This window comes from Moraxella sp. CTOTU49803, assembly GCF_032097965.1.
In the GTDB taxonomy this organism is placed as follows: Bacteria; Pseudomonadota; Gammaproteobacteria; order Pseudomonadales; family Moraxellaceae; genus Faucicola; species Faucicola tetraodonis.
Window position 1 is genome coordinate 39,899 of record NZ_DAMCJP010000002.1, and the last position, 22,206, is coordinate 62,104.

At 44.2% G+C, this 22,206-nt stretch carries 25 protein-coding genes; 13 read left to right on the forward strand and 12 right to left on the reverse strand.

Features of this window, described 5'->3' with window-relative positions; genetic code table 11:
• Window positions 1-171: 171 nt before the first annotated feature.
• The 3 genes from RT422_RS04305 to RT422_RS04315 form a co-directional block, all read right to left on the reverse strand.
• Window positions 172-753 (reverse strand): tetratricopeptide repeat protein, encoded by a 582-nt coding sequence (locus tag RT422_RS04305; RefSeq protein WP_062332625.1) that lies wholly within the window; start codon window positions 751-753, stop codon window positions 172-174.
• A gap of 359 nt (window positions 754-1,112) precedes the next feature.
• Window positions 1,113-1,721 carry a methionine biosynthesis protein MetW gene (metW, locus tag RT422_RS04310; RefSeq protein WP_313421444.1) on the reverse strand — a complete coding sequence of 203 codons (609 nt, stop codon included), beginning with the start codon at window positions 1,719-1,721 and terminating at the stop codon, window positions 1,113-1,115.
• Between the two features lie 45 nt (window positions 1,722-1,766).
• On the reverse strand, window positions 1,767-2,933 hold the full coding sequence (locus RT422_RS04315; protein WP_313421586.1) for a homoserine O-acetyltransferase: 1,167 nt from the start codon (window positions 2,931-2,933) through the stop codon (window positions 1,767-1,769).
• A 175-nt stretch (window positions 2,934-3,108) separates the two neighbouring features.
• On the opposite strand from RT422_RS04315, the gene RT422_RS04320 reads away from it, so the two are divergent.
• Window positions 3,109-3,522 (forward strand): hypothetical protein, encoded by a 414-nt coding sequence (locus tag RT422_RS04320; protein ID WP_313421445.1) that lies wholly within the window; start codon window positions 3,109-3,111, stop codon window positions 3,520-3,522.
• 124 nt (window positions 3,523-3,646) lie between these two features.
• Window positions 3,647-4,666, forward strand: a complete 1,020-nt coding sequence (gene hemH / locus RT422_RS04325) for a ferrochelatase (protein WP_313421446.1) — start codon at window positions 3,647-3,649, stop codon at window positions 4,664-4,666.
• Between the two features lie 165 nt (window positions 4,667-4,831).
• Here the strand turns inward: hemH and RT422_RS04330 are convergent, their stop codons facing one another.
• Complete coding sequence (locus RT422_RS04330) at window positions 4,832-5,086, reverse strand: hypothetical protein (RefSeq protein ID WP_095356739.1); 255 nt, start codon at window positions 5,084-5,086, stop codon at window positions 4,832-4,834.
• A gap of 173 nt (window positions 5,087-5,259) precedes the next feature.
• On the opposite strand from RT422_RS04330, the gene RT422_RS04335 reads away from it, so the two are divergent.
• The 4 genes from RT422_RS04335 to RT422_RS04350 all read left to right on the forward strand — a co-directional run bounded on the left by RT422_RS04335 (window position 5,260) and on the right by RT422_RS04350 (window position 9,027).
• Window positions 5,260-5,883 (forward strand): PH domain-containing protein, encoded by a 624-nt coding sequence (locus RT422_RS04335; protein ID WP_036596088.1) that lies wholly within the window; start codon window positions 5,260-5,262, stop codon window positions 5,881-5,883.
• Between the two features lie 12 nt (window positions 5,884-5,895).
• Window positions 5,896-6,615 (forward strand): M48 family metallopeptidase, encoded by a 720-nt coding sequence (locus RT422_RS04340; RefSeq protein WP_284034522.1) that lies wholly within the window; start codon window positions 5,896-5,898, stop codon window positions 6,613-6,615.
• 185 nt (window positions 6,616-6,800) lie between these two features.
• A complete protein-coding gene (locus tag RT422_RS04345; protein WP_313421447.1) occupies window positions 6,801-8,597 on the forward strand; it encodes a PDZ domain-containing protein in 1,797 nt (598 codons plus the stop codon).
• 169 nt (window positions 8,598-8,766) lie between these two features.
• On the forward strand, window positions 8,767-9,027 hold the full coding sequence (locus tag RT422_RS04350) for a type B 50S ribosomal protein L31 (RefSeq protein WP_007117222.1): 261 nt from the start codon (window positions 8,767-8,769) through the stop codon (window positions 9,025-9,027).
• 143 nt (window positions 9,028-9,170) lie between these two features.
• Here the strand turns inward: RT422_RS04350 and RT422_RS04355 are convergent, their stop codons facing one another.
• On the reverse strand, window positions 9,171-9,689 hold the full coding sequence (locus RT422_RS04355; protein ID WP_036596083.1) for an RNA pyrophosphohydrolase: 519 nt from the start codon (window positions 9,687-9,689) through the stop codon (window positions 9,171-9,173).
• Between the two features lie 344 nt (window positions 9,690-10,033).
• Here RT422_RS04355 and RT422_RS04360 point away from each other — a divergent pair, with 344 nt between their 5' ends.
• Complete coding sequence (locus tag RT422_RS04360) at window positions 10,034-10,480, forward strand: OsmC family protein (protein ID WP_313421448.1); 447 nt, start codon at window positions 10,034-10,036, stop codon at window positions 10,478-10,480.
• An 11-nt stretch (window positions 10,481-10,491) separates the two neighbouring features.
• Entirely contained in the window at window positions 10,492-10,914 is a 423-nt protein-coding gene (locus tag RT422_RS04365; protein ID WP_313421449.1) for an MAPEG family protein, read from the forward strand.
• A gap of 7 nt (window positions 10,915-10,921) precedes the next feature.
• Here RT422_RS04365 and RT422_RS04370 read toward each other — a convergent pair whose 3' ends face one another.
• The 7 genes from RT422_RS04370 to RT422_RS04400 all read right to left on the reverse strand — a co-directional run bounded on the left by RT422_RS04370 (window position 10,922) and on the right by RT422_RS04400 (window position 17,009).
• Window positions 10,922-11,932, reverse strand: a complete 1,011-nt coding sequence (locus RT422_RS04370) for a tRNA-dihydrouridine synthase (protein WP_313421450.1) — start codon at window positions 11,930-11,932, stop codon at window positions 10,922-10,924.
• The gene (locus tag RT422_RS04375; protein ID WP_313421451.1) at window positions 11,925-13,439 is read right to left on the reverse strand and encodes a UvrD-helicase domain-containing protein; all 1,515 of its coding nucleotides are present in this window, start codon (window positions 13,437-13,439) and stop codon (window positions 11,925-11,927) included. Before RT422_RS04375 ends, RT422_RS04370 begins: the two co-directional genes overlap by 8 nt.
• A gap of 154 nt (window positions 13,440-13,593) precedes the next feature.
• Window positions 13,594-14,319 (reverse strand): twin-arginine translocase subunit TatC, encoded by a 726-nt coding sequence (tatC, locus tag RT422_RS04380; RefSeq protein ID WP_228274288.1) that lies wholly within the window; start codon window positions 14,317-14,319, stop codon window positions 13,594-13,596.
• Window positions 14,320-14,411: 92 nt separating this feature from the next.
• A complete protein-coding gene (gene tatB / locus RT422_RS04385; RefSeq protein ID WP_284034528.1) occupies window positions 14,412-15,134 on the reverse strand; it encodes a Sec-independent protein translocase protein TatB in 723 nt (240 codons plus the stop codon).
• Window positions 15,135-15,186: 52 nt separating this feature from the next.
• Window positions 15,187-15,417 (reverse strand): Sec-independent protein translocase subunit TatA, encoded by a 231-nt coding sequence (tatA, locus tag RT422_RS04390; protein ID WP_007117213.1) that lies wholly within the window; start codon window positions 15,415-15,417, stop codon window positions 15,187-15,189.
• Window positions 15,418-15,619: 202 nt separating this feature from the next.
• Window positions 15,620-16,477, reverse strand: a complete 858-nt coding sequence (gene hisIE / locus RT422_RS04395; protein ID WP_313421452.1) for a bifunctional phosphoribosyl-AMP cyclohydrolase/phosphoribosyl-ATP diphosphatase HisIE — start codon at window positions 16,475-16,477, stop codon at window positions 15,620-15,622.
• 88 nt (window positions 16,478-16,565) lie between these two features.
• Window positions 16,566-17,009, reverse strand: a complete 444-nt coding sequence (locus RT422_RS04400; RefSeq protein ID WP_313421454.1) for a thioesterase family protein — start codon at window positions 17,007-17,009, stop codon at window positions 16,566-16,568.
• Between the two features lie 506 nt (window positions 17,010-17,515).
• Between RT422_RS04400 and rpmI the strand changes: the two genes are divergently transcribed.
• The 5 genes from rpmI to RT422_RS04425 all read left to right on the forward strand — a co-directional run bounded on the left by rpmI (window position 17,516) and on the right by RT422_RS04425 (window position 22,153).
• Entirely contained in the window at window positions 17,516-17,710 is a 195-nt protein-coding gene (rpmI, locus tag RT422_RS04405) for a 50S ribosomal protein L35 (protein ID WP_036604595.1), read from the forward strand.
• 48 nt (window positions 17,711-17,758) lie between these two features.
• Entirely contained in the window at window positions 17,759-18,118 is a 360-nt protein-coding gene (gene rplT, locus RT422_RS04410) for a 50S ribosomal protein L20 (protein ID WP_007117209.1), read from the forward strand.
• 114 nt (window positions 18,119-18,232) lie between these two features.
• On the forward strand, window positions 18,233-19,288 hold the full coding sequence (pheS, locus tag RT422_RS04415) for a phenylalanine--tRNA ligase subunit alpha (RefSeq protein WP_313091509.1): 1,056 nt from the start codon (window positions 18,233-18,235) through the stop codon (window positions 19,286-19,288).
• A 9-nt stretch (window positions 19,289-19,297) separates the two neighbouring features.
• Window positions 19,298-21,712 (forward strand): phenylalanine--tRNA ligase subunit beta, encoded by a 2,415-nt coding sequence (pheT, locus tag RT422_RS04420; protein ID WP_313421456.1) that lies wholly within the window; start codon window positions 19,298-19,300, stop codon window positions 21,710-21,712.
• Between the two features lie 123 nt (window positions 21,713-21,835).
• Entirely contained in the window at window positions 21,836-22,153 is a 318-nt protein-coding gene (locus RT422_RS04425) for an integration host factor subunit alpha (protein ID WP_409418386.1), read from the forward strand.
• Window positions 22,154-22,206: the final 53 nt, after the last annotated feature.

The following is a 22,206-nucleotide window of genomic DNA, read 5'->3' on the forward strand; positions in this document are numbered from 1 at the left end:
CGCATAAAACTGTTCAAAAAAATCCATGAATGCGCGATTTCATACAATCAATGTGCGCCGAGCAATCTTGATTAATTTAACCCATAAAAACAAAAAACCCTAGTAAATACTAGGGTCTCAGGGATTTTAATGGTTAGGTTAACACTTAACCAAACATTCGTTGTATTAAATTTACTTGCTTTGGAACCAAGAATCCGCACGGCTACGTGCAGTGGCAATATCTTGTGATGACAAGTTTAATGCCAATTGACCGATTTTGCTTTGCGCGCGGGTGCGTACTTGGTCTGATAGCATGCCGTCTCGAGCCGCTAGGTCATACCATTTGTAGGCATCGACCAATTTCTTTTCTTTTTCATCTAGCATGGCTAGGGTATAGCTGGCACGGTTATCACCCAGTTTTGCCGCTTTTTCTAACCAATAACGCGCTTGCCCAGCATTGGGCTGCACGCCTTCGCCACGGATATACATCATGGCAAGATTTAATTGTGCGGGTGCGATGTCTTGTTTGGCGGCGGTGGTGTACCACTGGATGGCTTGTTGGAAGTTTTGCTGAATGCCGAGACCTTTTTGGTAGCGTTTGGCTAGGAAGAATTGGGCTTGTTGGTTGCCAGATTTAGCTTGGCTTAGTAATGCCATCGGTTCCATGCTGTCATAGCGTGAGCCATTGAGTGGAATATTGGCAACCAGTTCAGCGCTTGCAACGCCTGATAAGCTTAAAAATGCAGTTAATACGGTGACTTTTAATAATTTCATAACCAACTCCGAGTATCAAGCTGCAGCCATCGCAAGCTTGCCTAGGTTTAGATAAAATAAACTTAATAAATAGGTAAACGAATTAACAGAAAATCTTAAATTTTACAATGATTTAGCCATTCGTTATATTTTAATAGGATAACGCAATCTTTTGATTGTTTTAGGTTAACACTGTTTGCTTTGCGTTTCAAATATTTAAGTGAAAATGTAAACAGTTGTTACAATATTTCACAGGGGAAACAAAGCCTTGCGACACTTGGTGTCGTATAGGGCTTTACTTTTGTGAGATATTGTTAGATTAGACGATAATTTATCGGCTCACCAAATCTTCATAGGCATAGAATCAGCGATAAAATAGCTTAGTTTTTGGTAACACGATAGATTGCCACATCGGCAAGTAAGTTGGGGTTTTTACGGATAATTTGTGCAAGTAGCCAAGGGTAGGGCTTTTCACTTTCTTGTACCGCAAAACGATTGACGATGCGGATGTCATTGTCATCACACAGCTTTTCAAAGTCTTTAAAGGTACACAAGTGAATATTCGGCGTGTTGTACCAAGCAAACGGCAGGGCTTCAGACATTGGCATCATGCCTTTGATACCCAAGTGAATACGGTTTTGCCAATGTGCAAAATTAGGGAAAGTGACAATCACTTCTTTGCCAACACGTACCATATCGAGAAGTAGTTGGTCGGGCTCTTTGACCGCTTGTAGGGCGCGCGCCATCACCACCGTGTCAAAGCTTGCGTCGGCAAACCGCGCCAACCCATCATTTAAGTCTTGCTCAATGACGTTAACGCCTTTGGTAACACAGTCATTGATTTTAGTTTGGTCGATTTCGATACCATAGCCAAACACGCCCAATTTGTTTTGTAAATGCGCGAGTAAATCACCGTTACCACAGCCTAAATCCAAGACTTTGGCATTGGGTTTGATCCAGCGTTCAGCAAGTTGATGGTCGATTTTCATTCAATTCTCGTTAAATCTAAAGTTAAATCCAAAATTAAATCTAAATTAAGCGGTTAAAAAATTAAATACCGATTGACGATAGGTCGGGATATCAAACAAAAACGAATCATGCCCATAGGCGGCATCTATATTGATATAGCTTACGGGCTTACCATTGGCAATTAGCGCATCCACAATTTCTTGTGAGCGCTCTGGGCTAAACCGCCAATCGGTGGTAAAGGATATGATTAAAAACTTACATTGGGTGTTTGCCAATGCCAATCGTAGCGCATCGGTATCACTCAAACTATCATTGATACTGTCATCCTCAATCGCGCCACGCGCTGGGTCAAAATAATCTAAGGCTTTGGTCATCAGCAAATAGGTATTGGCATCAAAACGTTCACTAAACTGCTCACCTTGATAGCGTAAATAACTTTCCACTTGAAATTCTACATCGTAGTTGAACATCAGCTTGCCGGCTTTCAAATCGCGTCCAAATTTTACCCGCATCGCTTCATCGGTGAGATAAGTGATATGACCGACCATGCGCGCCAAAATCAAGCCGCGTTTGGGAATTTTGCCTTGCTCGATATAGCGTCCTTCGCAAAAATCAGGATCGGATAAAATCGATTGGCGTGCCACTTCGTTAAAGGCAATATTTTGCGCAGACAGCTTCGGCGTGCTGGCAATGACCACGCATTTTTTTAGCCGACTCGGATAGTCAATTGACCATTGCATGGCTTGCATGCCACCCATTGAGCCACCAACAATCGCATGCCAGATGTCAATGCCGAGATAGTCAGAGAGCATGACTTGGGTTTTTACCCAGTCTTTGATGGTGACTAAGGGAAAATCAGGACCATAAGGCTTGCCGGTTTCTGGATTGGTACTGGTTGGACCCGTCGAGCCGTAGCAGCTGCCAATGTTATTAAGACATACCACAAAAAAACGCGTGGTATCAATCGCTTTGCCAGGACCGATAAAAGTATCCCACCAGCCTGCCTTTTTATCATCGCTACTATGATAGCCAGCCGCATGATGACTGCCCGATAGCGCATGACAAATCAATATCGCATTGGATTTATCGGCGTTGAGTTCGCCATAAGTTTCCACCATTAAATCAAAAAATGGCAGCGTGCGATTACATTCTAACGTCAGTGGGGTATCAAAATGAATTTTTTGCGGTGTGACGATACCCACAGATTTGCCATCAGATTTGGCAAAACTAATCGGATGATCGTCGTCAAAATTTTTTGGGACAGTCAATTCAGCTTCAGGTAAAATCTTGGTATGTGGTTTGTGTTGCTGTGTACTCACCCGCTTTCTCACTAATTTTTGATTGATAACGCATTAAAAGTATAGCTATTGTAAGGGTTTATATGGGTTATCACAACTTGGAATTCAAATGCCAAATTTAGCATCATCACCCCACTATACACTCCTATTGCTCAAAGGATTGACGCTCACAGGATTGGCGCTCACGGGGTTTTTGGCATTGACGTATTTGGCGTTTCATCAGCCAACATCGGTTTTGGCTGCCAATGCTAGTACAGCCACAAGCGACACGACGATTAGCCATCATCAAAGCAATCACTCCCTCAGCCATCCAAACAGCCACCAAAACCACTATCGAAACCAACAGCACCAACAGCCCAAGCAGCATAGCCACCAAGCAGACGGTGAATCATCTAGCAGTCCATCACAAAACGCAATCTTTGGAAGACCTGTTAAAAGTCCTGTTAAAAGCCCAGTATCATCTAAACAAAATTCTCGCCTAGTGGATGCGCTATTGGTCATGGGTGGGATGGGTTGTCATTGATTCAAATATAGCTTAAAAATGCAATAATTGCGCAATTTCAGGTGATTATCCAGTACGCGTGTCCTAGTAAATATGCTAATCTTAACCCCACTTTTTTTATGATTTTTTGGATTAAAGACAAATTATGAAGCCAAGCAATCCACCTGAAATTGCCGTTGTCCTTGTGAATTTGGGAACACCTGATGCACCAACTGAAGCAGCGGTGCGTCGCTATCTCAAACAATTTTTGTCCGATCCGCGCGTGATTGAGATTCCGCAGTTTATTTGGCAAATCATCTTAAACTTGTTTGTGCTACGCAGTCGCCCCAAACGGGTTGCCCATGCCTATGCTAGCGTGTGGGATGGCGACTCTCCGCTGCGTAAAATTACGCTTGCCCAAGTGGGCTTGTTGCAGCAGCGTTTTGACCAACAGCAACTGCCTTGCAAAGTGAGCGTCCATGCTGCCATGACCTATGGCAAACCTGCGTTAACGGACGTGCTATCGGCATTAACTGCCAAAAAAGTAGAGCAAATCGTGATGTTGCCGGCTTATCCACAGTTTTCCGGTTCAACCACTGGCGCGGTGTTTGACGTCGTCGCTAAATGGGGGCTTAAGCAGCGTAATTTACCCAGTATTAGCTTTGTCAAAGATTATTTTGCCCATCCGCAATACATCCAAGCCTTGGCTGAGAGCGTCAAACGCTTCCAAGCTGAACATGGCAAACCTGAAAAATTGCTATTGAGTTTTCACGGGATTCCCGAGCCGTATGAGCAAAAAGGCGATCCGTATGCCAGACGTTGTCGCTGTACGGCAGCGCATTTGGCGCAAGTGTTGGGGCTTGAGCGTCATGAGTGGGAATGTAGTTTTCAATCACGCTTTGGCAAGCAAGAATGGGTCAAACCTTATACGGATGTCACCTTAACCGAGTGGGGCAAGCAAGGCATCAAGTCAGTGCAAGTGCTGAGTCCGGCATTTTCGGCAGATTGCCTAGAGACGCTAGAAGAGTTGGCAGTCGAAAATCGACAGACATTCCAGTCCAATGGCGGTGGGGACTATCATTATATCCCTGCACTCAATGTGGATGCTGCGCATATTGACTTATTTGAATCACTGGCATTGCCACACGTGCAAGCGTGGCAACAAAATCTGCAAGGATGGTATTAATACTTATTATTAACACTTATTATAAAGCTTGGGCTTAAAGCGGATTATTAAGCGCATTAATAGCGAGCCTTATTAACAGATGACCAATAAAAAAGGTTGGTAACTTACCAACCTTTTTGATGTTTATTTTTGAGGTTTAAATACAAAAAATTTTAGTACAGAAAATCAGTCTTTATAACTTTCATCTGCGGCATCAGGGTCAGCGATATCACCAATAGTCGGATAGTGCTCCTCGCTAAAGCTATCTTCAACCAGTAATTCATCAATCCGCTGCTCATCAATATTTTGGCGATGAATCGCGGTCAACCCACTTTCACCCGCTTCAATATGGCTTGATGACAAGGATTCATCATCCAATTGCACAGTAAAACTATCGGAATCAATATCGGTCAAATTGCTAGATGTTGGTTTGGCTTTCATTTTTGTTCCTTCATTTTCATTTATTGTTTATTATCAGTGTTATGTCGTTATCATAGCCAGTAATCAGCATGACATCTATGTTGCCAATGTGATATTTGTGTTATGTTATCGAAAACAGTTTTTCGCACAGACAGCGTTTTTAACAATTTTTATGGATAAAACAGGAAGTGACTATGTTTAAAAATCTTGCCTCAGATGCATTGGGTTTAAGTGACATCGGTAAAATCATCCCACCAAGCCAGTTTAACCAAACCGATATTGATGACTATATTTTTCATGAAGATAACGAGCGGATTTATTTTGTGATTAAGTCAAAAATGGACGAATATTGCTTTACCAATGTCGCCTTTATCCACCTTGACGGTCAGTCGGCGACCAGTAAAAAACGCTTGCTAAAACGCTATCCGTACCGCAATTTTCAGCCCGCCAATATCATGATTGAGACGGCAGGCACGATGGATATGGATGCTGAGCTAAAATTTAGCTTGGGCGGTATGGCGTTTTCGATTGATATCGATAAAAATCAAATCGAGCAAATCCGTGATATCTATAAGGCGCTGACTGCGATTAGCGAGCAATGCAAACGCATTGCCCATGAAGAAACGGTGCTAGAAAAATCCTTTAATACCGTCACCAATATGTTTAGCTTACGCGAACTGTCAGAAAACGTGGTGCTTAACTTGCCGGATGTCATCAACCAAACTGTCGCACAAGTAGAAAATGCCTATGGCGAGCGTTTAAAGACCATTCGTAACTATGACTTTGGCGCGATTTTTGAGCATTACTTACGTCAATAATTGCTAAAATTTATGCAAACTGTACTTACCGCCTACGCTGAGCAAGGTATCAAACTTGCGATTGAAAGCAAACGGGTCAAACATATCAACTTTCGTATCAAATCGATTGATGAAGCGCCGTTTACCAGCTTGCTCAGCGTGTCTTATCCCATGCGTATGCCACAATACCTGCTGATACAATCGCTTGAACATCGCCTTGCATGGGCAATCGACTGTCAGCAAAAACAACGAAAACTTAAACAACTTAAACCCAAAAAACCTGCTTATATCAATGATGTTAAAGACTTGGCAAATTTGACCCTTGAAAGCAACATTTATTTTGAAGGGCAACAGGTTGTAGTCAGAGAGTTGTTGTTAAAACACCACATAAAACCAAGCGAGCTGGCGCGATTGGATATTGCCAAAACCTTACTTCATATTTATAAATTTTGGCTCACTCAATTTATCCAAAACCGCCAAACGTTTTGGCAAGACAAAGTCGGTAAATCTGCCAACAGAATCACGCCCTACACCATGAAGACCCGCTGGGGCAGTTGTAGCACCCAAGCCAAAACTATTCGCTTGTCCGTTTGGCTGGCGCAATTCCCGCCAGACTGCGCGGATTATGTGTTGGTGCATGAGCTTTGTCATCTGATTGAGCCCAATCATTCAGCACGATTTTGGGCGCAGGTGGCACGAGTCATGCCAGATTATCAACTGTGGCATCAGCAATTAAAATTTGGCGAGCTGTAATTATTCAAGCGGTAACGATTCAAGCCGTAACGATTCGAGCTGTAATTATCAAAGCCACAAAAAAATTCATCTCGCTATGAGATAGGGTTGTGTTAGCCGTAAAAGTTGCAAATTCCTAAAATCAATCTGCTAAAATGTAACCCTATTTCAATATTTAAATATAATCACTAAAAAGCTGATAAAAAATGTCCCAAATTCATTACCAATTCGATTTTAAAAAATTTCGTGAACACCTTGTCGATGTCACATTGACCTTTACCGCCGACAATGACGACCCAATCGTTTGGCTACCTGCTTGGATTGCGGGTAGTTACATGATTCGAGAATTTAGCAAACACATTACGGCTGTCACCGCTACCATTCATGACACTAACGCCAATAACAATCAACGCCTTAAAAAACTGGATAAAAACCACTGGCAAATCCACGCCAAACAAGGCGACCGCATTAGCGTCACTTATGAAGTCTATGCTTATGACTTATCGGTGCGTGGGGCATATGTCGATGAAACTCGCCTGTACGGCAACTTCACCTCCCTAGCATTAGCGGTACAAGGGCAAGAAAATCAAGCGATTAAAGCCGAACTCATTTGCCCGCAAGACTTTTATGAGGTAAACGGTGTGGAAGTCAGCCTAGCTACTGCCTTAGCGGAAAAAATGCACCAACAAGCCAAACAAACCATCTATCAGCTAACTGCCGACAACTACGAGCAACTTACTGACAGTCCGTTTGAAATTGCTGAGCAAGATGAATTTTGGTTCGATGTAAAAAGTGGCGAAAACACCATTTCACACCGATTTGTGATTTCTGGCGTGCAGCACAGCGATCTTGAACGGCTAGAAACTGACCTTAGCAAAATTTGTCAAAGCTATGTCGATTGGCTCGGTGATACGCCATTTGATGATTATCTGTTTATGACCATGGCAACTTCAAGCGACTATGGCGGGCTTGAGCACCTTGCCAGTACCAGCTTGATTACCCCGCGAGATGACCTACCCACATTTTTTGAACAAGCTGAGCCAAGCGAGAGTTATCAACGCTTCTTGGGTTTGTGTAGCCATGAATATTTTCATGCCTGGTGGGTTAAAACTGTGCGTCCCGAAGTTTTTTTAACCGCCAATTTTAACCAAGAGACTTACACCACCTTGCTATGGGTGTTTGAAGGCTTTACCAGTTATGTGGATGATTTTATGCTACAAAAAAGCGGGGTTATTTCGCAAGATAGCTATCTAAAGCTGCTTGCTGAACAAATCAATCGTTACTATCAAACCCACGGACGCGCCTTGCAAAGCGTGGCAGAATCAAGCTTTGATGCGTGGATAAAGCTATATCGTAGCGATGAGAACACCGCCAACGCCGGGATTAGCTACTACAATAAAGGCGCGCTAGTGGCATTATGTTTAGACTTGACTTTGATAAACCATGGCAAACGTATTTTTGATGTGATAAAAGTTTTTTATGATAAAGCCAAAGCCCAAGATAATCGCCGTTTTGGTATGACGGACGCCAATCTAGATGACGTCATGAATGAATGTTTACCCAAAGAGGTTTGGCAAGATTTTAGAGCCAATTATATCGACGGCACCACAGAATTACCGCTATTTGAACTGTTGTCAGAACAGGGTGTGAGTATTGAGCAAAAAGACGATGATATTACTTGGGGCATGAAATATATGAGCGAGCCTACTGGGTTAAAAGTGCAACGTGTTGTGCGAAATAGCCAAGCCGCCGCTGCAGGGATTTCTGCTAATGACGTCATCGTGGCAATTGATGGGTTAAAGGCGAGCGAAAAATGGCTAAAATCTACGGCTAAAACCCAAACAATTAGTGAAGACCCTGCCGTGTGTCATGTATTTCGCCGTGATGAGCTGCTGGTGCTTGAAGTGCCACCCGTGAGCGACTCGCATGTTAAACAACCGCTAATATGGACGCTGTTAGCGGGTGAAAATACAAGCCTCACCAAATGGCTGCAGTGGAAATAACTTGCAAAAATAAAGCAAATCTAGTAAAATTCGGCTTCCAATTTTATCAATCCATCCTGTGTTGGCTTTAATCGGTTGGGTGTTTGGGTGAATTTTTAGCAAAATAAACATTCACGCCACGCATACTAACTGCAGACCAAAGGGCAGGATAATGACTAGAGACCTAACCATGCGCGCAGATATCCATCCAGCTTATCAAGAAGTTTTATTCCACGACACCAACGCTGACGTTTACTTTTTAACTCGCTCTACTATCAAATCAAAAGTAACTCGCGAATACGAAGGTAAAGAATACCCATACGTCGCACTCGATATTTCAAGTGCCTCACACCCATTCTATACCGGCGAACAACGTAAAACCCAAAACGAAGGTCGTGTGGCAAGCTTCAACAAACGTTTCGGCGCATTTGCAGGTCGTAACAAAAAATAAGTTTAATCGCTTATTGTCAAAAACCCTTTGCGATTGCGAAGGGTTTTTTATTGGCTGGAATGGGGCAATACTGGCTAATCCCTAACAATACGCCGTAAAAAAGCTCACCGAAGTGAGCTTTTTTTGGATTTATTTGTTTAGGTTTAATAGGAATGAATTTTTACGTTTTTGGGTAGTAACAATTCTTTTTTGAGTGGCAACTGCGGTGATAACTCAAACAAGGCGCGGCGATATACATTACGTTTAAATGCCACCACCTGGTTAAGTGGATACCAGTAACTGACCCATTCCCAGCGGTCAAATTCAGGTTTTGCCGTATCAAAACGGATATGTTCTACATTGTTCTCATCTAGCTGGAGCAAAAACCATTTTTGTTTTTGTCCAATACACAAAGGATATTGTCCTTGTCGTACAAAACGTTTTGGCAACCGATAACGAAGCCAATTTTGGGTTTGTGACAACACTTTGACATGCTGAGGATACAGTCCGACTTCTTCCCACAATTCCCGATACATCGCATCAAGCGGCGTTTCACCAAAATCAATACCGCCTTGTGGAAACTGCCAAGCATCGTGACCCACGCGTTTTGCCCACAGTACTTGTCCGTGTGTATTTGCCAAGATGATACCTACGTTGGCTCGAAAGCCGTCTGCATCAATCATGACGATTACCTTCAATTTAATGGTTAAAATCGGCAGGTAATCACATTATCAAGTTTTTTGGGTCGCAAGGTTTACACACATCCTTGCAGACCATTATTAAAGTTTTGGTCAATCAAATCATTGGGCATAAACCCATTTCTACCAACAGACGCTTATTTTATTATTATTGCTAAAAAACATGGACAATGTAATCACTGCCTTTATTACCCACTATTAAACCAGTTTTTATGTCAAAAGTGTAATGTTTATTTGCTATAAATTGTTTCACGGACATAAAAAGCGCATAATATCGCTTGATTTTATACAAAATATTTTTTTAAAAATTATAAGCATCTGGGGATAGTATGAAAGCAACAGTAAATTGGTTAAAAAACGAAGACATTAATTTTGAAGCCGTGACCGAAAACGGCAATAAAATTATCATGGATTCAACGGAAAAATTGGGTGCCAAACCCATGGAAATGGTTTTGATGGGGCTTGGCGGCTGTGCCAGTTATGATGTGGTCAGTATCCTGCAAAAAGCTCGTCAGGCGGTGAGCGATGTTGAGTGTCAGCTATCGGCTAAGCGTGCCGACACGATTCCTGCGGTGTTTACTGACATTCATTTGCATTTTGTAGTCAAAGGTAGCGCCATCAGAGAAGCGCAGGTTAAAAAAGCCATCGAATTATCGGCAGAAAAATACTGCTCAGCCAGTCGTATGCTAGAAAATGGCGGTGTCAGAATCACCCATGACTATGAAATCATTGATGAAACACCTAGTGAAATGACTGATGAAACGGTTAAAGGGTAGGGAATAACGGCATGTTTCCCTATCTAAGTGCTGTTCCTACCAACAATAGCAGCGTGGTGCTGGCAATGATGGTTGCCAGTTTATTGCCCTTGGTGTTTGCGATATTGGCAAAGGTTTTTGGCGGATTTAAAAGCAAAGACAATGCCAATCCGCGCGAGTTTTTGGGTAAACAAACGGGCGCGGCAGCGCGTGCCAATGCCGCGCAGCAAAATAGCTATGAAACCTTGCCGGTATTTTTGGCAGCGGTGATTGTGGCGTTGCTATTTTTTGTACCGCTGTCAGTGGTGACGCAGTTGGCGTGGTTGTATGTGATATTACGAATTATTTATGGGTTGGCATATATTGCCAATTGGGCAACTTTTCGCTCAATTATTTGGTCGCTTAGCCTAGCCTGTCCGCTGATGTTGTTTTATTTGGCGATACGGTTGAGCTAATTTGCTATTAGCAATCGCCAGCTTGGGATTGTGCTTGCAACATCGCAACAATGGTCTCAAGCTGTTTTTGTTTTTTGACCGTTTGCCAAAGCTCGCTGGCTTCTTCATAGCCTTGGGTCAACATGCCAAGCCACTGTTTGTAACGTCCCACCAGCATATTGTCGCTACGAGCATGTCCTTGCAAAAACGCAATTTGTAGCTTGAGCAGCGCTTGCCAAGCCATGTTTTTTACCCTGTCACCTTTATCCATCGCTTTGATTTGATTGACTAAGTCAGGACGAGTGACCGCACCACGTCCGAGCATGATATGTGGGGTGTTGGCTTGTTGGCGGCAACGCATGGCTTGCTCAGTCTGCCAAATTTCGCCATTGGCAATAATCGGTAAGCCCAGCCGCTGCGTCAGGGGTGCGATTAACTCCCAATAAGCTGGGGGTTTATAGCCTTGGGTTTTGGTACGGGCATGGATGGTCAGCCAACTGGCATTGGCTGATTGCACCGCATCGCCGATTTCTTCGGTTAGTGAAGTATCTTCATAGCCGAGTCGGATTTTTGCTGATACAGGCGTATCCGATGGCACGGCTTGGCGTACTGCATGGATGATTTGATACAGGGTTTCAGGTTCGGTGAGCAACACCGAGCCACCGCGGTGACTATTGACAGTTTTAGCAGGGCAACCAAAGTTAATATCAATGGCTAACGCACCAAGCTCTACCGCTTTGATGGCATTACCTGCCATCAATTCGGGCTCACTGCCCAGTAACTGTACATGTACTGGCGTGCCGTGAAGGGTTTTGCCTTTTAAACCATCCTCATGCAAAAGTTCGGGTACAAATTTATAAAACACATGCGCGGGTAGGACGTGCTGCGTGACGCGAATAAACTCACTGACCGTCCAGTCGTAATGTCCGATACTGGTCAAAATATCCCGCATCAATGGGTCGGTCAATCCTTCCATCGGCGCAAGGACAATTTGCGGCTGGGTAAAATCGGGGCTAAACTGCGATAAGTGACTAGCCATAAATCACCTTTTTATCTTTGAGTCCGTGAATCAAATCTTGAATATTAAAAATATCCAAATTTACCTTGGCGCGCGTACAGGCAACATACAGCAGCCGCAACTCTTCAGGGGAGATTTTTACCGCCTGAGAAGTCACATCATAATAAAAATCATCATCAATCTGCACCCGTCCCCATTCCAACCCTTTGGCTTTATGCGCGGTAGAGATGATGTAGTCGGCTTTATCCAGTGTCGTCAAGCTGTTGATCGCTTGGTTTAGCGTTTCGGTGCCATGTTCATCGACCAATTTGACCAGGGTTTTTAAATCGCTACCCTCGCTCGTCTCGCTATAATCCTGCACGTCGCGCCAATTATTAAAATAGGCAAGCTCAGGCACACCATACGCCGCTTGTCCTTTTTTTAGCCGTTCGGCAGATTGGCTAAATTTGAGCAAACGCTCTGTATCGGCTTGTAGCGCAACTTTATGTCCCATTTTAAGCCCAGATAACAGATTGACCATCGCACTGGCGTTGGTACGGCAAAGAATGGCATCTTTTTGACCATGCACCATACTTTTGCCTAAGGTAGACGCCATCGCAGGATTGCCGCGCAGTGGTACTTCTTCTTGTAGCGCTTTTAAGAACCCATTCGCCACATCGGCAATTTGGTCACCAAATCGAAACGATTGGGTAAGCAAGGTTTGTGGTAGTGGCAGGCGCTTCATGGCATTGACAGCGCCGCGCCATTCATAAATTTGCTGATGCGCGTCACCCACATAGATAACTTGGTTGGGCTGATTGGACAAAATCCCCATCATCAAGGGGTCGGCATCTTGCGCTTCATCAAATAAGATAAAATCCGCAGGAATCACCGGTTTAGATAGTGCCCAGAGTTTAAGATAAATATCATGCCCAATCCCCGCAGGGTGGCGCGGGTCAATCGACTGCTGCCAGCGCCGCTCTACATACGGGTATAAGGTATCGCGCAGCTGCTCAGCTTCACTGGCAACCAACCAGTCAGGAAACTGCAAATGGCGCGGCGCAGGGTAACTGGCATGGGTACTACAAAACGTGCTCACCGCATCGGACACAAATCGTGCTTGTCGCTCTGGCGTTAAGGTCACAAACTGGCTTTTGCCTTCAATTTGGCGTTTGACTTGCACAGGTGTCAACCCCAAATCTGAGGCAAGGCGACTGGGAGAAAAACGCGGTAGTTGCAGCTTTGCGGTGATATCGCGAGCGGTATGACGAAATGCCAATGAGTGAAAAGTGCGACAGTCGACATGGTTGGGGAATTTGCGCTGGGCTTCTGCAGCAATTGCTTTGTTAAATGCCAAATAAATCCCGCGACCACGTAGCTGATTGCCAATCAGGTTAAGCGTGGTGGTTTTGCCAGCGCCTGCATACGCTACCACCTTAAACGACTGGCGTGTGAGTGCCATATCGACAGCCTGCTGCTGCTCACCCGTTGGGCGTTGGGTCGGGCTGTTGACAAGGGGTTGGGTGGGGATAACGCTGGGGTTTGACATAAGGCCATTGCTAACAGAAAAGTGAGCTATTTTAGCAAAATTTGGCAAGTTTTGCTCAGTTTCCTTTATTTACTCAACCTATATTTACTAAACCTTTATTTGCTCTCTGGGGATGAATGAGAGGTTGATTCGATTTTAGCTTTATCCAGCCAGATTAGCTGTTGTTCTGTAATAACGCTTTTTCTTTAACCAATACCCGTGCCATAACTAGACCGAGTTCAAATAATAACCACATCGGGATAGCCAGCATCACCATCGATAAGCCATCTGGCGGTGTCACCAATGCGGCAATACCAAAACAACCCACGATGATGTAACGGCGTTTTTGCGCCAAGCTATCCACCGTTACCACCCCAGCCAATACCAGTAGCAGCGTCAACACAGGAATCTCAAAGGTTGCCCCAAACACCAAAAACAGCTTGAGTACAAAATTTAGATAGCTTTCGATATCGGTCATCGGTAGCACATTGTCGGGCGAGAATTTGATAAAAAAAGCCAGCACGCTTTTGAGCACGACATAATAAGCAAACGCAATCCCCAGATAAAACAAAATCACCGATGACAATAGCACGGGTAGGGCGATACGTTTTTCATGCTTATATAGCCCTGGTGCGATAAACGACCAAATCTGGTACAAAATATACGGCATCGCCAAGATAACAGCCAGATACAGCGTCAATTTAATCGGTGCCAAAAATGACGAGGTGATATCAGTTGCAATCATAGAAGAATTGACTGGTAACAATGCTGTTAATGGGGCGGAAAAAATATCGTAGATTTCTCGAGAAAAGCCCGCCAATGCCAAAAAAATCACCAACACTGCCGCAAAACCGTGAATCAAATGACGGCGCAGTTCAATCAAATGCTCAGTGATGGGCATATCTACCAAAGTATTGTCTTGCGATGGTTTATCATCTTTAGCTTGTTCAATGGCTAATTGTTCGGGCGTTTTTTTGGTTTTGATAAGCTTGGTCACTGGGCAACTCCACCCAAACTTGGCAATTGGTGCAGTAGCGGATCGGCTTGATAATTGGGTAAAAACGGTGGATTGGGAAGACGTCTGACACGGTCATAATCACTCAGCAAAAACCAACGATAATACATTGGCTCAGTGGCAGCAAATAGCGCTTCATGTAAGTCTTTAGCCACTGCATCGGCTTCGACATCAGCCTCTAGACTCAGCAAATAATCGTCTGCTTTGGTTTCTGCTAGATAAGATTCGTCAGATGGTTTGTCTAGTAAAAGCGCGGTAGTATCCGTTGTTGGCTCAGCTAAATGATTAGTTGGTTCATGACTGGGAGATTCATGGCTGAGTGGTTCAGTAGGCAGACTAACTGCGTTAGTATCATGACCAAGATTAGGGGTTGTATCAGCCGACTGGGTATTGTGAGCTTGCATCGAAGGCACTTTGCCATGTTGCTGTAGTTCGCTCACACTGCTGCGCAGTGCTTCCATCTCGCGCTTCATATCAACTTCAGCTTGGCGGATTTTTTCCAGCTCAAGCTGCATTTGCTTGCGCGTTTCGGCAAGGTCAAGCTCAGCTTCAATTTCTGATTGCAACGTTGCAACCGTACGGCGGAATTTGGCATACCACTGACCTGCAGTACGCGCCGCTTGGGGGAGTTTTTCAGGGCCCAGCACAATCAGTGCAATCGCCCCAAATAACAGGAGTTCGGAGAAACCTATATCAAACATAACAACCGTGGCAGCTAGAGATTGAAACCAAAGAAAAAGTAACGACTAGGGTTTAAACGTTATGTTTATCTTGTTGGGTCTGTGTGGTATTGAGTTCAGCTTTTTCGTGTTCAAGGACACGGTTTTTGTTCAGATGCTGTTCGTTTTCATCTTTGACCGCATCTTTAAAGCCTTTAACGGCACCACCCAAATCTTTACCGGCATTTTTTAGTTTTGAGGTGCCAAAAATGACCACAACAACAACCAGTAAAATTAACCAATGTGTGATTGAGAAACTACCCATGAGAATATCCTTTGATTAACCTTGACAATAGGGGTGAGGACAATATGCATTTGCAGTGTAACACATAACCATTGCGTTGACATAACTGTGCAAAAAACTGTGTGAAACACGGCAAATTTTTCGCACTTTTAGCGAGCAATACTCAGGAATTATCGACTGTTTAGTGGCGTTTACTTAGTAGCGCTCACTTAAGGGCTATTACTTAAGAGATTTGACGTGCGGCTTTTTCGTCGATACCCGATAAGCCAAAACGTCTTGCCAATTCATTGGTGACAGCCCAAGACGGTATATTAAACCATGCCAATGTGACCATTGTGTGAAACCAAACATCAGCAATTTCATACACCAAATCTTTCACCGCGGTATCATCGGCGACGGCTTCATAGGGAGTATCGTTGGCAATGTTGATATCTTTGGCAGCGATAATGGCTTCGGTGGCTTCTTCACCGACTTTTTCTAAGATTTTGTTGATACCTTTATGGTACAAGCTTGCCACGTATGAGCTATCAGGATTGGCATTTTTACGCCCAATCAATACTTCATCTAACGCGGTCAAAATATCCGCTGACGTCGTAGGCGTTTGTGTCGCATTGCTTGTTTGGGTTGGATTACTTGTTTGTGTCGAATTGCTTGCAAGCGGCGAGTGTTCATGAGTCGGTTTGGCGTTGTCACCATAAATCGCATCAGGGTCTTTGATGACCGCATCAGTAGTTTGCCATTGTAGCTGTCCGCGGTCATCGGCAAGCAGACGATAAAAACAGGACTGCCGACCCGTGTGGCAAGCAATCCCTCCCACTTGGGTGACTGACAACACAATCACATCAGCATCGCAGTCTAAGCGGATTTCATGGACTTGCTGAAAATGCCCAGAGCTTTCGCCTTTGTGCCATAATTTACCGCGAGAGCGTGACCAATACACCGCTTGCATTTTTTCAGCAGTCAGACGTAATGACTCGCGATTCATCCATGCCATCATCAAAATGCGCCCTGTATGAAAATCTTGAGCGACTGCAGGCATGAGCCCATTGTCATCAAATTTTAGTGTATCTAGCCAATCCATATTCACGCCCTGTATCATACTATGCAAGCCTTAGCCAAAAAAAAGCACCCATCAAACGATGCGGGCATTTATCATAATTCATCAAGCCCTAAATCTCAAAGGGTTTCACATCTAAGGCTTCTTTGATGGTAGCTGATAACGCGATTTCTTGGCTTTGACGATAGTCATACGCCACAAAGCCCATTTTGGCATACGCCACCAAGGAGTCATCAAACATCCGCGAGACTTTAAACACAAAATCCCCACCCAAATCGGTTAAATGCTGCACGCCAACCTCAAATAACAGTTCTTCACGCGCTCGTGCCCGATCAAGTATTTGGGTCTCGATATGATTAATGACCAAGCCTTGGTACTCAGTATTAACCTCTTTAATGCCTTTTGAATATAAAAAACGAAAACGGGCTTCGGTAAGCAATGCTACCAAATTTTCAACCGTTAAGTGTTGTCCTAATCCAATTTCGGTATTGCGCACGCGCATGACGGTCTCAAACACGAAATGGGCAACTTCAATATTTGTGCTTAACGTTGACAAGAATTCTAACCTCATGATGTTGATGTTGATGTTGATAAGAGAGTATTACACATTAAACTTTTCAGAAGCTTAAGAGCCCGATAAATACCTTAAGGTCAAACAAACTAACGCAAATTGTGTCCAAAATAAAGTTCATCCGTTACTTTTAGCCAATTTATCCGCAGTTTTCATAAACTCAGTTGTTAACTTAATTAATGTAATCTTGTGATAGATTTACTAAGTCATCTTTTTTAAATAATTAATATCATTGATTTTTTAAGTATTCTACAAACAGCCCTTAATAATAATTTATCTATTATAGTAGAGAAATATTAAAGTAACATCAATAAAATGGATGTCAAAGAAAAAATTAGTTTTAACAATAGCGTGCATTAATGAATGGTTTTTGATAAAATATCGCCTCCCACCTCAAGGCAAAAAGTCCAGTGTGATGAGGATTTTTTGACAAACAGGTTAACTTCACTTGATAAAGATTTTTAATCTTTGTCAAAAACGAACAAGAGGCTATCATGAAATTAAAAACTCGCCGTGGTGCTGCCAAGCGTTTCAAAAAAACTGGTAACGGTATCAAACGCAAACAAGCATTCAAACGCCACATTTTGACCAAAAAATCTCCTAAGCGTATCCGTCAATTACGTGGATGCAAATTGGTACACGTGTCTGATGAGAAACGTGTTTACCGTATGTGTCCTTACCTATAATTTATAGGTATTCAATCAACTGATATTACAAAACTTTAGGAGTAAATTATGGCTCGTGTAAAACGTGGTGTACAGGCAAATCGCCGTCATAAAAAAGTATTGGCTCGTGCAAAAGGTTATTACGGTGCGCGTTCTCGTGTTTTCCGTGTTGCTGTACAAGCAGTTACCAAAGCAGGTCAATATGCGTATCGTGACCGTCGTAACAAAAAACGTTCATTCCGCCGTCTGTGGATTGCACGTATCAACGCGGGTGCGCGCCTAAATGGCTTAAGCTACAGCCGTATGATCAACGGTCTGAAAAAAGCCAGCATCGAAATCGACCGCCGTGTATTAGCAGACATCGCTATGCATGATGCGCAAGGTTTTACGGCATTGGCAGAAAAAGCAAAACAAGCACTGGCTGCTTAATTTGTTTTAAAGCGATTTTTCAAAAAGCCATTAAGTGCAAGCTTAATGGCTTTTTTTATCGCCATATTTTAGTTAAAATGCCTATCACTATTGATAACCAAGATTGCAACGCTCATGACAGAAATAACGACTGACAAACTTATCCAATATTCTGAAAATTTAACCGATATCACCCAAGACCAATTTTCCCAATTTATCAACGATGCCAAAGCCTTAATCAGTACCGCACAAAACCCCCAAGACCTACAAAACATCCGCGTGACTTTAACCGGCAAAAAAAGCCACCTTACCACTTGGTCGAAACAGCTGGGCGGACTCGATGCCGACGGCAAAAAGACCATCGGCGGTATGCTGCATCAAGTACGCACCCAAATCAATGACAGCCTACAACAAGCGCAAAGCGATTTAGAAGCTAAAGCCTTGGCTGCCAAGCTTGCTAGCGAATCGATTGACATCACCCTGCCAGCACGTGGACAACAAGCGGGTAATTTGCACCCTGTCACCATGACCGCTGAGCGTATGCAAGGGTTTTTCCGTCAAGCAGGCTTTGAAGTCGCAACAGGTCCTGAAGTTGAGAGCGACTACTACAACTTTGAAGCGCTAAATATTCCAAGCCATCACCCAGCGCGCGCCATGCACGATACGTTTTATTTTAATGCCAATTATGTGCTACGTACCCATACCAGTTCGGTGCAAATTCGCACGATGGAAAAAGGCAACCTGCCGATTCGTATCATCTGTCCAGGACGTGTGTATCGCAACGACAGCGACCAAACCCACTCACCGATGTTTCATCAGCTTGAAGGTTTGTATGTTAGCGAGTCTACCAATTTTGCTGAGCTAAAAGGCTTGATTCATGAGTTTTTGCAGGCGTTTTTTGGTCGCAAACTTACGGTGCGTTTTCGCCCATCGTATTTTCCATTTACGGAGCCGTCTGCGGAAGTGGATATCCTTGCCGATACTTATGCAGGTGGGGGCAAGTGGCTAGAAGTGATGGGCTGCGGTATGGTGCATCCAAAAGTGTTGTCCGATAGCGGTATTGACCCGACCAAGTACCAAGGCTTTGCATTTGGGATGGGGATTGAGCGCTTTGCCATGCTGTATTATGGGGTGAATGATTTACGCTTGTTCTATCAAAATGATGTCAGATTTTTAAAGCAGTTTGCTTAGGGGAAAACAATGAAAATTAGCGAAAACTGGTTACGCCAATGGGCAAACCCAAACTTAAGCGCTGAGCAAATTGGCGAACAACTGACGATGGCAGGCTTAGAGCTTGATAGCTTGGATAAAGTCGCCAAAGACTTTAGTGGTGTGGTGGTCGGTGAGGTGATTGACGTCACCCAACACCCCGATGCCGATAAACTGCGCGTTGCCAAAGTGAATGTCGGTGAGCATAGCGAAGCACCCCTACAAATCGTTTGCGGTGCACCCAATGTCGCCGCTGGCGTGCGTGTGCCTGTAGCACTGGTGGGCGCCAAACTGCCACCTGCACAAGGGGATGAGCCCTTTAACATTAAAAAAGGCAAACTGCGCGGCGTAGAATCGCACGGTATGCTGTGTGGTGGTAGTGAGATTGACTGTGATGATGGTGTTGATGGCTTGTTAATTTTGCCACAAGACGCCCCGATTGGCATGGATATCCGAGCGTATCTTGGCTTAGATAATCATGTGCTAGATATTTCAATCACCCCAAACCGTGGCGACTGTTTTAGTGTGCGCGGTATCGCCCGTGAGCTTGCAGTACTCAATGATTTAACATTTCAACTGCCCTTTGACAACATCACCGCAGCTGTGACCGACAACGCTAGCCAAGCGGTTAGTGTAGAGACTACGGACTGCCCACGTTATTACGCGCAACTGGTCAGTGGACTGACAGGCACCACGCCATCACCTGATTGGATGAAACAAGCCCTGAATGCCTCAGGCGTTAAACCACGTAATTTACTGGTGGATGTCACCAATTACGTCTTACTTGAGCTCGGTCAGCCGCTGCATGCGTTTGATGCCGACAAGCTGGTAGGTGCAATCACCGTGCGCCATGCCCAACAAGGCGAAACCCTTGAGCTATTAAATGAGCAAACCATTACCTTACAAGGTGATGAACTGGTGATTGCCGATGAACAAGGTGTCATTGCGTTAGCGGGAATTATGGGTGGACTTCGCACCGCAGTGACCGATAGCACGACCCGGGTGGTAATCGAGAGCGCATTTTTCAAACAGTTGGCGATTGCAGGTAAAGCACGCCGTTTTGGCTTACATACCGATGCGTCACAGCGTTTTGAGCGGGGTGTCGATTTTGAATTGCCAAAATTGGCACTCGACCGCGCGGTCAATCTATTGGCAACATTTGGCAATGGTTCAAATGAAGTTAGGGTCGGTCAAATCACGCTGGTTGAAAATACCGCTGAACTGCCAAAACGTACGCCAGTGATGCTACCGATTGTCAGTATCAACAAATTGTTAGGCGCGGATATCGCCACCGACAAAGCCATAGAGATTTTAAATAGTCTACAAATCAGCACCGAGTTACAAGGCGAAAATCTGGTTGCCACGCCGCCAAGTCATCGTTTTGATATCGCCTTGCCCGAAGATTTGATTGAAGAAATCGCTCGTATTTATGGCTATAACAATATTGCCAACAAACTGCCGGCGTTTACCAGTAACTTGTTTGACAATAAACGCCAAAATGATCTGCATAACTTAAAAATGAGCTTGGTCAATCAAGGTTATTTTGAAGCGGTGAGTTTTAGTTTTAGTGATGCCAAAGTCGAAGCTTTGTTTGATGGGGCGCATTTTGCTGCACCACTCGCGCTTGCCAATCCAATCTCAAGTGACTTAGCGGTCATGCGTCGTACCCTGCTGTCTAGTTTGTTGCCTTGTGTGCAATATAACTTAAACCGTCAACAAAACCGCGTGCGTCTGTTTGAGACGGGTCTGCGTTTTGATGGCAGTGATATCGCAAGCTTAAACCAAGTGGACACTTTGGCGATGGTGGCAGTCGGCAGTACCCATCCAGAGCAGCATCATGACAGCCGTGTGATGGATTTTTACGACTTAAAAAATGACGTCGAATCGGTTTTCCCACGGTTTGCCCAGTCCGCTATCAGTTATCAACGTAGCCAGCAGCCGTTTTTACACCCCGGTCAAAGTGCCGATGTACACTATCAAGGCAAGGTGATTGGCTGGTTGGGTCAGTTGCACCCACAGATTGCCAAAGCCTTGGATTTGCCGACCACTTGGGTGGCGCAGCTGAATTTACAGGCTGTGATTGACATGCACCAGCAGGCATTGACCATCATGACACCAAGTAAATTCCCACAAGTACGCCGTGATATCGCCGTGGTGGTAGACCAGTCGATTGCTGTGCAATCAATGCGGGATACTATCAAACAAGTCGGGGGCGAGCTATTAAAAGATGTGTGGTTGTTTGATGTATATGCCGGCAGTAATTTGCCTGAAAATCAACAATCGCTTGCTTTTGCACTGGTGTGGCAAGACCTCGATGCCACGCTTTCTGATGAGCGTATCAATGCGCAAATGGAAGCTGTCATCGCTGCGCTACATGAGCAGTATCACGCAACGCTACGTATGTAATCTTGGACTAGCAAATTATGGCAGTCGATACAATGTTTTTCTTTGATTTTAAAGTAAAAATAACTATCGACTGTATTTGCTAGAATCGCTAGAATAGGAACATTTAGTAGGGTGGGTATGATAATGAATATGCAAGTTGAAGGCAAAACCTTAACCAAATTAGAAATGATCAATCATTTGATGGAAAATTTGGGCATGACGCGCCAAGACAGCCGCGCATTTGTGGAGAATTTTTTTTCAGAGTTGTCACAGACGTTGACCAAAGGTCACCAAGTCAAGTTATCGGGTTTTGGTAACTTTGAGATTAAGGATAAAAGCCAGCGTCCAGGTCGCAACCCAAAGACTGGCGAGATGGTTCATGTCACAGCGCGCCGCGTTGTTACCTTTAAAGCGGGGCAAAAAATGCGTCGCAGTATTGAAGATAAACTATTCACAGAGTAACCAGTTTCATTAGTTTTGGTTAATTTAGATGTTTTAAAATCAATTAACGCATT